This window comes from Acetobacter zythi, from assembly GCF_963921165.1.
Lineage (GTDB): Bacteria > Pseudomonadota > Alphaproteobacteria > Acetobacterales > Acetobacteraceae > Acetobacter.
In genome coordinates, this window is sequence record NZ_CAWUEO010000012.1 from 1 (window position 1) to 11,608 (window position 11,608).

Consider the following 11,608-nt stretch of genomic DNA (forward strand, 5'->3'; position numbering starts at 1 on the left):
CACCCGTGGTGGAAACCGCGTCTACCGTTTCGGCCCGCAGTTCGTCCGCCAGTTGCTTGAGCTGCTCAACAGACAGGTTGCGCAGATCCGCAGGAACGCGAACACGGTCCAGTGCGGGAAAACGGCCAAGAGTGGGAATCGGTGACGCGGCGTTCTGGTTTTTAGAACTGTCCATGCGATTGTTTCCATCTTCTTTTTAGCGGGAAACGGCACAGAACTGCCCCTTAGTGGCAGTGTGCGACGCCCCCCGGCGTGCCTTACATCGCGTTAACATGCCGACAGACATCGCTAACCAATGGGGTTTGGTTTAATGTTTTGTGAAAGAACGCAAGCATGGAAACAAAAGTCGCTGCCGATTGTGTCTTTTTTGCAACAGGGGTCGAAAAAGACTTGAGCTTGACAAAGCAGGCCACCTATATGCAGGCGAATACCTCATACACGCGTGGCTATATATGTTCCGCGCCTGTTGCTCCTTCAAACAGTCCACTGGTGGAGTAGCAGGCCAAGCTGGCAGCAGGTCTGGTCGCGCGCTTTATGGACATACTCAATACTGACTTGTCTTACTACCAGTCACGATACAGGCGTTAAGTGGATGCGCCAAAGCGGGGGTTTATGGCCGTACCGATAATGCAGGCCGTCAGGGTCGGCAGTTACGTTGTCAAACAGCATATTACGGGGCGCAAGCGCTATCCGCTGGTGCTCATGCTTGAGCCGCTTTTTCGCTGCAATCTGGCTTGTGCAGGCTGCGGAAAAATCGATTATCCGGCGGCTATTCTCAACCAGCGCATGACCGTACAGGAATGCCTGGATGCAGATGCAGAAGCAGGGGCGCCCGTTATTGCCGTAGCAGGCGGGGAACCGCTGTTGCACAAGGAAATGCCCGAAATCATCCAAGGGCTGATCGCGCGCAAAAAATACGTCTATCTGTGCACGAACGCCCTGCTGCTTGAAAAGAAGATGGATGATTATGAACCATCCCCCTTCTTCTCATGGGATGTGCATCTGGATGGCGACAAGACCATGCACGATGCCTCCGTCTGTCAGGACGGGGTGTACGAGCGGGCTGTTGCGGCCATTAAAAAGGCCAAGGCGCGCGGCTTCCGCGTGTCCATCAACTGCACCGTGTTCGACGGGGCGGACCCGCAGCGTATGGCCAACTTCTTTGATGAAGTCATGGCCATGGGCGTGGACGGGATCATGACCGCGCCGGGCTATGCTTACGAGCGTGCCCCCGATCAGGCGCACTTCCTCAACCGGCAGAAAACCAAGCAGCTCTTCCGTGACGTGTTCCGTCTGGGCAAGGGCAAAAAGTGGCGGTTTACGCAGTCTCCGCTCTTCCTGAACTTCCTTGCCGGGAACGAGCAGTACCATTGCACGCCGTGGGGCAAACCCCTGCGTAACGTGTTTGGCTGGCAGCGTCCGTGCTACCTGCTGGGCGAAGGCTACGCCAAGTCCTTCCGCGAGCTGATGGACGATACCAAGTGGGATGACTACGGCACCGGCAACTACGAAAAATGCGCCGACTGCATGGTCCACTCCGGCTATGAATCCACAGCCGTTATGGATGCCGTCCGCCGCCCATGGCACATTGCCAAGGTCGCGCTGATGGGGCCGGAAACCGAAAAGCCGATGGTGCCGGAAATCTCGCTGGCTAACCAGCGCCCTGCCCAGTACGTCTTTTCCAAGCAGGTGGAAGAGCAGATGGAAGCCATTGCCGCGCGCAAGCCCGCCAAGGCTCCACGGGTCAAGGTCGTGCGTACCGAAGGTGCGAATGACGAGGCCCCCAAGGCTGCCACACCGGCAGAAAGCACTGCCGCTGACTGATTTCGCCCTGTGCGAATCGGTTCTGCGGAATAAGGAACGGCTCCCTCGGGAGCCGTTTTTTTGTGCCCGCCGTAAAAAGAATACCGATTTGGTCCGCTTTATCCGATGGGCAGATATTCACCCCCTGCATGGACATGGCCGGTAGGGAGGGTCGCATGTTCGGCGCTGGTCTCACACAGGATCATCCCCTATCGTGCGCACGGGGCTTTTGTTGCGCAAAGCCCGCTACAGCAAAAGGCGTGTTGGTTTTACCCATGGCACTTTCCATTCTTGTTATTTTCTTTCTGGTTTTCCTCAATGCCGTGTTCGCCATGGGTGAACTGGCCCTTATTTCCGTGCGCAAGCCGCGTCTGGCGCAGTTGCAGGAAAGTGGCGTGCGTGGTGCCGACCGGGCCATGCGGCTGGCCGAGGACCCGCAGATTTTCCTGCCCACGGTGCAGGTGGGCATGACGTTGGTCTCCATTTTGGAAGGCACGTTTGGCGGGGTGCAGATTGAAGCGCATCTGACCCCCATTTTGGAGCAGTTTGCCCTTCTCAAACCCTTTGCGCCGCAGTTGTCCATGACCGTGGTTGTGGTGTTTATCACCGCCATCATGCTGGTTCTGGGCGAGCTGGTGCCCAAGCAGCTCGCCCTGCGTGAGCCAGAAAAAATGGCCGCCCGTCTGGCCATGCCGCTGGAGGTGCTGGCCCGTGTGACTGGCCCTGTGGTCATGCTCCTGCGCGCCTCCTCCAACATGGTGCTGCGCCTGATGGGCGCGAGTGATGCGGTCAACCAGAACCTGACGGAAGAGGAACTCAAGGCCTACATAGCCGAAGGGGCGCGTCTGGGCGTGCTGGAGCACGAGGAACGCAGCATGATCGAGCGGCTCCTGCGGCTGGCGGACCGGCCTGTGCGCGCAATTATGACGCCAAGGAACGAGCTGTGCTGGATAGACCGCCATGCGGGGCGCGAGGCCCTTGTGCAGGTGCTCAAGCAGACCAGTTACGCCCGCATTGTGGTGTGCGAAGGTGGGGTGGATAACCCGGTGGGCGTTATTCTGGCCAAGGACATGCTGGACCGGGTGCTGGAGGGCATGCCTGTCTCCATCGAGGCCGGTATGCGGCCCATGGTCGTGGTGCCTGACAGTATTTCCGCACTGGATATGCTTGAACGCATGCGTAGCATCAGCCTTGGCATGGCCTTTGTGCTGGATGAATACGGCGCGTTTGAAGGGGTGGTCACCCCAGCCGATCTGTTTGACGCCATTGTGGGCGAGACCTCGCACGAGCAGCCCCAGTCCAGCCACCATGCGGCCAACGTGCCAGCCCCGGATGCCGTGATTACCCTTGAAGGCACAGCCTCGGTGGATGAGATCAAGGACATGCTGGGCCTGCGCTCGCTACCGGAGGAAGGAAGCTACCACACGCTGGGTGGCCTGCTGCTGGCCCTGCTACGGCGTGTGCCTGCGGCTGGTGACAAGGTAGCCTATGATGGCTGGCTGTTTGAGGTGCTGGAAGTGGAAGGCCGCCGTGTAGCCCGTGTGCGGGCCAGCCGTCAGGCGCTGGCCGAGAACTGAGGGGGCGCTATAGGGGGCATGCCACGCATACAGCCCGGCCAGCAGGCAGGGTTTGGATAAGCCAAAGGGGCGCCAGCATAAGCTGGCGCCCCTTTGTTGTATGGGCCATGCGCAAGGGCGCAGGAACGGCCAACCCGCGCAGGATGTGCCCCTGAGCGGCTGGGCCATCCGGTAAGGTTTAGTGCAGGGTGCTGGCCAGAGCGGTTTCGTCCGCAAAGTCGGGCCATGTGCCGTGTGCCAGAGCGCTCAGCGAAGGTGTGGGCAGCTTCATTTTGGCAGCGTAGCGCCACAGGTAGGTCAGGGTCCGGTGGACGTAATTCCGGGTTTCCTGATTAGGCAGCAGTTCCATGAACATTAACGGGTCATCGGAGGATGCTGCCAGATTTTCCCAGTGGGCCAGAGCATTGGGGCCTGCGTTGTAGCTGGCCAGTAGGCGAATAATGTCCCCACCGCGGGCTTCCGTATGGTTGGCCTGCTGGGTCAGTTTGGCCAGATACTGCACATAACGCTGCCCGATCTCCAGATTAAGGCTGGGGTCGTGTAGGGCGGAGGCGGAGCGTTCAAACCGGTGGTTGGGGTTGCTGGTGGAGGCGCTGGTTACAAAGTCCGCGGTAATGGGGCGGATCTGCATAAGCCCATGTGCGCCAGCCCCGGATACGGCGCGGGCGTCAAAGTTGGATTCCACACGGGCCAGTGCATAAACAAGGGCCGGGTCCATGGTAAAGCCGTTGCGCGGGCGCAGTTGTGGCAGGGGGGCATCGTCCAGATTCTGCGCGGTGGTGGCCTGACTTTGCAGGGAATCCTCCATCTCGCGCGCCAGATCGTGCAGCCCGGCCGCACCAGCAACAAGCTGGAAGGAGCGTGCGAGGGTGACGTCATGCAGGCTGGGCCAAGCCCTGCGCATGGCGTTTTCCGCCATATCCGGCTCCCCGACCTGAAGCAGGGCGAACACGCGGCGGCCCACTTCGGTATTGCCCACGGCTTCGATATCAATTTCGGTCAGCACCGGAGCGGAGGCCGTGCTCTGGCTGGCGCTGCCCGTGCTTTCCAGTTGGGCAAAGCTTGCCAGACCGTGGCGTTCGCTCAGCTTATGGGGTGTTGCCGCCCCCGTGCGCAGCATGGTGGTCGCCAGTAGCCCGTAAAACGTGCGGGGGAAGGTGGCGGCATGCTGGAGCCAGAGGTGCTGGCTGTGGGGGTTGTTGGTTTTTTCGTATGTTCGTGCGGCCCAGAAGGCGTTTGCGGCCCGCATTTCCGGCGTGGCGCGCGGTGCGTGGGAGGCACGTTCAAAAAACTGCGTGGCTTCGGCGTAGGCCTGTTTTTGCCACAGGGCCAGCCCGGTCACATAGCCCGCCAGCGCATTGCGTCCGTGGGATACGGTGTTGGCGGTGCGGCTGATGTCCAGCGCCAGATCGGTTTCACCCGCTGCCAGCATGGCCTGTGCCGTTTCGGCCTGCAACTGGGCTGCGTAAGCGGGGGTCATGCCCGGCGTTACGCTAATCAGGTGCAGGGCGCTGTGCACGCCTTTCAGGCCCCATGTTGTGCGTTCACGCAAGGTGCGGTCCAGCATGGGGTTACGGGTGAACTCCTGCAACGGCCCTGCCGCAAGGGCTGCGTGCTCGGGGGCCAGATGCTCGGTGGAGGGGGCCGCAGGCATGGGGCCACCGCGTTCGGGCAGGGCGGCAAGGCGCGCCCATACAGCCGGAGCATCCGCGTAGGATGTGTATTGTTTGAGCCAGTTGCGCAGTTCTGTCGCACTGGGGTGGTAGCTTGGGTTGAGGTAGCGGTTTGCCTCCACCTCGCCCAGCAGCAATGAATCGGTCAGATGCGTGGTGCTGTTGATCGCCTCGGCAAACGCACCCATGCGCTGGAGGCGGAAAACGGCACGGATGTTGGTGGCTACATCCTGTGGCAGTGGTCTGGGTAGAACAAGATCATCGCCTTCCGGAAAAGCCCGGCGCGGCAGAACCATCGCCAGCTCTTCGCTGTGCGGTTCCGCCCCGTGATCCGGGGAACTGGCATGGGCTCTCGTCGTGTTGACGGAAGCGCTGGCCAAAAGAGCGGCGCCAGCCAAAAAGGCTTTTGCCGCGATCTGATGAGGAATTTGACCTATCGCTCGCATGGCTGGCGGGGTCTAGGCTTTTTGCGCGCAAAAAGCAAGTTTACTCTGTGTAAACATTGGTTGGCGTGTTTGAGAAACCGTTGCGCGCTTTGCCGTAACGCAACGGTTGTTCCTTATGGAATTCTTTGTTTTTCAAAGGTATTTGGTGTTATTTCATGCTGTAATTCTTTGTGACGGTAATGGGGATATTGCAGCCATGCCAATGGTTGCTTTAGGGCGTGTCCCGCAGTGTTTTCATCACCATCATCAGCGTTTGCCATATCTCCCGTCTGGCGGTGGGGGAGGCCCGGAGCTGGAGCGGGTGGCGCATGGCCAGAACAGGAATGGCCCCGTGCCCCGGTAGCTCCAGCGTGCCCCATTCGCGCCGGGGGGGAGGGGTGTCCCTGCCCAGCAGCATGGTTGCGGGCAGGCGACCGCACAGCACAAGCCTGCGGGGAGCGAACAGGGTTATCGCGCGTTGTAGAAAAGGCAGGCAGATGCGCTGCTCGGCATCGGATGGGGTGCGGCCACCGGGGGGGCGCCATGGCAGGGCCGTGGCAAGGGCAAGCTGGTCGCGCTCCAGAGGGAGTGGCGCTAACAGCGTGTCCAGCAAGGTGCCGCACAGGCCGGAAAAAACATGCCCGCTCCGGTCTTCATCCGCATCTGGTGCTTCCCCGATCAGCATGAGCGGGGCGTTGGTCGGGCCGGAGGGTATAAGTGTATGCATGGCCGTGCCGCGCAGGGAGCATGCATCAAACTGTTCCATGGCGGCGCGCAGGGCGTGGGGGGTGGCGGCCTGCGCGGCAGCCTGCCGGGCAAGGGCTATGGACTCGCTCAGGCTGGTAATGCCCGCTTCGGCCCCTGTGGCGGGTGTGGGCTGTGCCTGCGCGCTGGTGGTGGCCGGTGTTGCGGGGTATGGCAGAGGGGCGGCCGCAGGGCGGGGCGCGCGGGGGCTGGCTGCCTGGGGCAGGCGGAACGCTCCGGCCCCGCTGTGGCGGTGGTCCGTGGCGTGGTCGGTTACGGCGGTATCCACCCCCCATTCGGTATAGAGGCGGAGGAGGGAGAGGGCATCGTGCATTATTCCAACCCTACCACAACCACGGGGTGGACCAGAATATGGAGCGGATGGTTTGGCGGTTTGGCATGAGCGCGGTAGAGAAAAGCCAGCCGTTCATGTCGTTCCTCTTTGCTATGCTGGCAGAAGTGGGGCGCCTGCCGCGGCAACCCGGTGCTGCCGCCTCAGCCTGAATAGGGTTCTTATGCTGTTTTGTCGTCTTATGCCTACGGTTTTCCTGTTGTCCGCCACCATGCTGGTGTCGCCCGTGCTGGCCGCAGCACCCGAGCCTGCGCATGCTTTGCACCATAAAGGTGGACCGGTTGAGCAGGCCGCGAGCGGACGTGTCGATTCGGAAGCCTACCTGCGCGGGATTGTGGCCGTGCGGCTGGGGGATGATCTGGAGGCGGCTCAGGCCTTCCGCACGGCGCTGGTGGCGGACCCGGCCAACATGGACCTGTTGCGGCAGGCCTTTGTGCGCAGCGTGATGGCGGGTGACCCGCAGGCCGTGGAACTGGCGCAGATCGTAGACAAAACACCGCAGGACAGGAGCGTGATCTCCGCTCTGGTGCTGGGGGATGATGCTGCCGTCCGTGGCGCATGGCCCGAGGCCGTGCAGTATTATCACCGCGCGGGAGCGGACCCCATGGCCCGTCTGATCATGCCGTTGCTGCTGGCTTGGTGCCAGCAGGCGCAGGGCCATGCGGATGAGGCCATAGACAGCCTGCTCCATGCGTCCGGTTCTGTTCTTCTGCCATTTTATACCCTGCATGCCGGGCTTATTGCGCAGGTGGCGGGCCAGTCCGACCGGGCGGAGTCCCTGTTTGAACAGGCGCAAAAGGTCATGCCGGGGTACGACATGCTGCTGACCCGTTCGCACGCGGCATGGCTGTGGACCCACGGCCAGCAGGACAAGGCGCGGGCGGTTATTCGCAAACTGGTGGAAACAGACTCCATTCTGGGGCTGGCTGGCCCCGCCTTGCAGGCCAATATTGCCCACTACCCCGTAACCTCCGCGCGGGAGGGAATAGCCCGCGCGTATGTGCTGACCGCCTTCCTGCTCCGCCAGCAGGCGCGCGAGCAGGCCCAGCAGGAACCGGGGGGAGAAGGCAGCGCGCTCAACCTCTTTCAGTTTAACGAGGCCGCACGCCTAATGCTGGGCTTTGCGCTGGCCATGGACCCCAAACTGGTGGATGCGCGGCTGATGCTGGCCGAAATTCAGGACGACGAACAGCATTTTGCCGCCGCGCGGGAAACGCTGGTGCGTGTGCCCCCGCAGGACCCGCTGGCCATAGTGGCCACGCTCCGCCTTGCGGTGCTGGAAACCACCAACGACCACCCAGCCGACGCCATACCGCTGTTGCAGCATCTTTTGGAGCAGGCGCCGGGCCAGATTGTGATCGAGCGCGCACTGGGCAACGCATACAGCCAGACCAAGGACTGGAAGGCCGCCATAGCAGCCTATACCCGCGCGATTGATCAGGCGAACGCGCAAAAAAGCCCGGACTGGACGCTCCTGTTCCTGCGCGGCATGGCCTACCACGAGGCAGGGGGCTGGGCCGCCGCCAAAACGGATACGCGCGCCGCATTGGCCTACGCGCCAGATGAGCCGCTTCTGCTCAACTTCCTCGGTTACGGCATGGTCGAACAGCACGAGAATCTGGCCGAAGCAGAACAGCTTTTGCGCAAGGCCCATGCGTTGGACGATCAGGACGCCGCCATAACAGATAGTCTGGGCTGGGTGCGCGTGGAGCGTGGCGATCTGGCGGGGGGGATTCCCCTGCTGGAAAAAGCCGCCGAACAAACGCCAGAGGACCCGGAGGTCAACTACCATCTGGGTGAGGCCTACTGGCGCGTGGGCCGCAAGGCCGAGGCCGTGGACCAGTGGAATGTTGCACTGGGCCTGCACCCAAGCCCTGCGGATGAAAGCCTGATCCGTGCGGCCTTGCAAAAAGCGGGTGTGCCCCCCACGCCTCCAACCGGGCTGGCTGCCCCCGTGGCTGCCCCAGTGGCCGCACCCGTGGCGCCCCCTGCTCCCGCTCCCACCCAACCCGCTCAGGAACAAGGAAAGCACACGCCGTGACCGTTGCAGCACTGGATGTTTCCACCTTTGCATTTACAGAGGCAGCACCTGCCAAGGTTAATCTGTACCTGCACGTAACCGGCCGCCGGGCGGACGGGTACCACCTGCTGGACAGTCTGGTCGTGTTTGCCGGGGCGGGTGACGTACTGCACTACCAGCCCGGGCCTGAACCGCTGAACCTGCACATTACAGGCCGGTTTGGCCGTGTGCTGGATGCAGCCGCCACCGGGGCGGACAACCTTGTGCTCAGGGCCGCCCATGCCTTGCAGGGGCTACGCACAGGGCAGGCACAGGGCGGCACACTGGTGCTGGAAAAAAAACTGCCCGTGGCCTCGGGCATTGGCGGTGGCTCGGCTGATGCCGCCGCAGCCCTGCGCCTGCTGGACCGCGCATGGAGCGTGCAGGCCAGCCGAACGGACCTGCTGGCACTGGCCCAGACACTGGGGGCGGATGTGCCCGTCTGCCTGCTGAGCCAGACCATGCGGATGGAAGGCATAGGCGAAAATCTGACTCCTGCCGCCCACCTGCCCGAATGCGGGATGGTGCTGGTGAATTGCGGGCAGGCTGTTTCCACCCCCGAGGTGTTCCGCCGCAGGGACGGGGCTTTTTTGCCCCGTGCGGCATTGCCCGAAAGCTGGGCGGATATTGCGGATGTTGTGGCGTTTCTCAAGCAGCAGGGGAACTCGTTGGAAGATGCCGCCTGCGCTGTTTGCCCCCCTGTGGGCCATGTGCTGGCCGATATTGGCGGTCAGGATGGATGCCTGCTCACCCGTATGAGCGGGTCAGGTGCTACCTGTTTTGGCCTGTTCGCCACGCCGCAGGCCGCACGCCAGGCGGCAGACCGGCTGGAAGATGCCCATCCGGCATGGTGGGTGTGGGGCGGCGGGCTGGTATAAACGCCTGTGGAGTTAATTTACCGTCAACGCGCATAGCTTGTAAAAAATTATTAACCAAATTTTATAATTCGACCATTACTCGTTCATCTTCAGGGTATTTGAAGGGGAAGGCGCGGGCGATGGTAAACTATGTCAACACCAACGGTGTAAACTACGCGATTACGGACCATCAGGGTTTTCTGGGGGTGCGCGATGGTTACCGTGTTGCCATTACCGGCCCCGATGGCGGGCGGATTTATGCCGGGGTTATTCATCCCGCCATTTTTGGCGGGCAGGTCAATGGCAACGTCATACTTGGTGCCCGTGGCCTGCCCTGTGCGGTGCCTGCCCCTGCTGGTGGAACCTATATTGTGCCGCCGGGGGTGCATGCCACGTTTGGCATAGGCCCAGCCACGGGGCATGTTCCATTGGGGAGTGCGTTCTATATTGGTGGCAATGCCCTGCTGGGCGTTGCATTGGGTGTGCCTGCAGGGTTGCGGGTGCATGTGGCGGGCGGGTACGCCATGTTTGCCCCCACGGAGCAGGGCGCCACGCTGGATGGTATGGAACTGAACCTTGCCCATGGTGGCGTGTTGACCTGCGGCGTGAGCCTGCCCGATGTGCTGTGTGGCGCCACGGTGCGCTTTGGGCCGGGGGGCGGCACGCTGGTGGTCAATGCGGGCCATGCGGCGTTTGACCTGTCTGGCACAGTGATCATGGGTTACAACCCCGAGCAGACCATGCTGGAGGTCCGCAACATGGCCCGGCCTGTTGTGACCTACCGTGTGAGTGCGGATCGGCATTGCCGAAACCTCGTTCTGTATGCGCAGGACCGCGAGGAAGTCGGGCGGTTTACCGTGGAACTGGCCCATGGCGCGGTGCTGGAGGCAGGGGAATACCGTGTGGCGGACACGCACAGCCCGCTGCGCATTGCCCCCGAAAAAGCCCAGACCCGCACCAGAGCCTGCTTTATTGAGGGCACGGATATTCACACACAAGGTGCGCGTGTGGCGCTGGATACCCTCCAGACTGGCAGCCTTGTGGATGTGTGGGGCAGAGATGGAGCCAGCACCCAGCGCCTGTTGTGGGTCGACCGGGGGCATGTGCAGGTCCGCCCCGACCTGCCGGAGGAGGAAGCAGGTTACCCCATTCGGGTTTTACGCCATGCGCTGGGGCAGAATCTGCCCGAACAGGACCTGCTCCTGACGCCCCAGCATACGGTGCTGCATAACGGATGTTTTGTGCCTGTGCGTATGCTGGTTAACGGTGGCAGTATTTTTTACGACCATAGTATTTCCAGCTATTATTACACGCTTGTGCAGACAGAAACACATGCGGTGCTTGTTGCCAACGGCGTGCCAACCGAATTTTATCTGGCGCAGCAACCCGGGCCGGTGGATGGCTGGGCAGGGGGTGTGGTGCGTATGGGCCGTGCGGCCCCCCATGTATGGGAAAAGGAAGTTCTCCCCCTTCCGCAAAAGGAGCGTGCGGCGCTGGCCGCAGTGTTTGACCAGTTGCGCACCCATGCGCGGAGCGTGCCGGGGTGCAGACCAATGGTGAGCACACCGGAGCTGAGCATGGACCCGGACCTGCTGTTGGTCACGGACAAGGGGCAGCGTATCAGGCTGTTACGGCGCGATGGGGAGCAGTATTTTTACATGCTGCCTGCGGGGATCAAAAAAGTTTTTCTGGTTTCGCGCAGTAGCCAGCCATCAGTCGTGATCGGCCCGTATGTGGATGACCGGCGCATGCTTGGGGTGGCGGTGGGCGACATAACCCTGTTCAGCGGCGGTCGCCATGTGGCGCAGGGCTGCCACCTGCGGGCGGAAGGGGCGGCATGGCCGGGTTGGCACGCTCTGGAAGCCAATGCCTCAAGCCGCTGGACCACAGGTTATGCCGAACTCCCGCTTAAAGGCATGAAGGAAGGGCAGATGGGGTTACTCACCATTCAGGTCCATGCCGCAGGGCCGTTTGTGGTGGCGCCACCCGCAGAGGCGCAAACGGGCAGGTTGCGTGCGTAATGGATAAGAAAATTCGTTTATATAAAATATGGTTTTGTAAAAACGTGCGTTAATTTCCCTCGCGCCAGTATGGTTATAAGCGGGCGCGAGGGGGAGT

Annotated in this window: 8 protein-coding genes; 5 read left to right on the forward strand and 3 right to left on the reverse strand. The window is 61.8% G+C overall.

Annotation, left to right across the window (positions count from 1 at the left end; genetic code table 11):
• The coding region (locus AABE20_RS05675) for a 1-deoxy-D-xylulose-5-phosphate synthase N-terminal domain-containing protein (protein ID WP_338332596.1) at positions 1–175 on the reverse strand (175 nt) is incomplete at its 3' end.
• A 437-nt stretch (positions 176–612) separates the two neighbouring features.
• Here AABE20_RS05675 and hpnH point away from each other — a divergent pair.
• Positions 613–1,824 (forward strand): adenosyl-hopene transferase HpnH, encoded by a 1,212-nt coding sequence (hpnH, locus tag AABE20_RS05680; RefSeq protein ID WP_338332193.1) that lies wholly within the window; start codon positions 613–615, stop codon positions 1,822–1,824.
• Positions 1,825–2,078: 254 nt separating this feature from the next.
• On the forward strand, positions 2,079–3,380 hold the full coding sequence (locus AABE20_RS05685; RefSeq protein WP_338332194.1) for a hemolysin family protein: 1,302 nt from the start codon (positions 2,079–2,081) through the stop codon (positions 3,378–3,380).
• Between the two features lie 178 nt (positions 3,381–3,558).
• Here the strand turns inward: AABE20_RS05685 and AABE20_RS05690 are convergent, their stop codons facing one another.
• Both AABE20_RS05690 and AABE20_RS05695 read right to left on the reverse strand, forming a co-directional pair.
• Positions 3,559–5,499 carry a transglycosylase SLT domain-containing protein gene (locus AABE20_RS05690; RefSeq protein WP_338332195.1) on the reverse strand — a complete coding sequence of 647 codons (1,941 nt, stop codon included), beginning with the start codon at positions 5,497–5,499 and terminating at the stop codon, positions 3,559–3,561.
• Positions 5,500–5,710: 211 nt separating this feature from the next.
• Positions 5,711–6,556 (reverse strand): uracil-DNA glycosylase, encoded by an 846-nt coding sequence (locus AABE20_RS05695; protein ID WP_338332196.1) that lies wholly within the window; start codon positions 6,554–6,556, stop codon positions 5,711–5,713.
• Positions 6,557–6,737: 181 nt separating this feature from the next.
• Between AABE20_RS05695 and AABE20_RS05700 the strand changes: the two genes are divergently transcribed.
• The 3 genes from AABE20_RS05700 to AABE20_RS05710 all read left to right on the forward strand — a co-directional run bounded on the left by AABE20_RS05700 (position 6,738) and on the right by AABE20_RS05710 (position 11,511).
• Entirely contained in the window at positions 6,738–8,615 is a 1,878-nt protein-coding gene (locus AABE20_RS05700) for a tetratricopeptide repeat protein (RefSeq protein ID WP_338332197.1), read from the forward strand.
• Positions 8,612–9,511, forward strand: a complete 900-nt coding sequence (locus AABE20_RS05705) for a 4-(cytidine 5'-diphospho)-2-C-methyl-D-erythritol kinase (RefSeq protein WP_338332198.1) — start codon at positions 8,612–8,614, stop codon at positions 9,509–9,511. The genes AABE20_RS05700 and AABE20_RS05705 overlap by 4 nt, the downstream gene beginning before the upstream one ends.
• 119 nt (positions 9,512–9,630) lie before the next feature.
• Positions 9,631–11,511: a Hint domain-containing protein gene (locus tag AABE20_RS05710; protein ID WP_338332199.1), complete on the forward strand. Its 1,881-nt coding sequence runs from the start codon at positions 9,631–9,633 to the stop codon at positions 11,509–11,511.
• Positions 11,512–11,608: the final 97 nt, after the last annotated feature.

Coding starts and splice junctions, on each gene's coding strand:
- hpnH (WP_338332193.1), top strand. CDS start 613: ATGGCCGTACCGATAATGCAGGCCGTCAGGGTCGGCAGTTACGTTGTC.
- AABE20_RS05685 (WP_338332194.1), top strand. CDS start 2,079: ATGGCACTTTCCATTCTTGTTATTTTCTTTCTGGTTTTCCTCAATGCC.
- AABE20_RS05690 (WP_338332195.1), bottom strand. CDS start 5,499: ATGCGAGCGATAGGTCAAATTCCTCATCAGATCGCGGCAAAAGCCTTT.
- AABE20_RS05695 (WP_338332196.1), bottom strand. CDS start 6,556: ATGCACGATGCCCTCTCCCTCCTCCGCCTCTATACCGAATGGGGGGTG.
- AABE20_RS05700 (WP_338332197.1), top strand. CDS start 6,738: ATGCTGTTTTGTCGTCTTATGCCTACGGTTTTCCTGTTGTCCGCCACC.
- AABE20_RS05710 (WP_338332199.1), top strand. CDS start 9,631: ATGGTAAACTATGTCAACACCAACGGTGTAAACTACGCGATTACGGAC.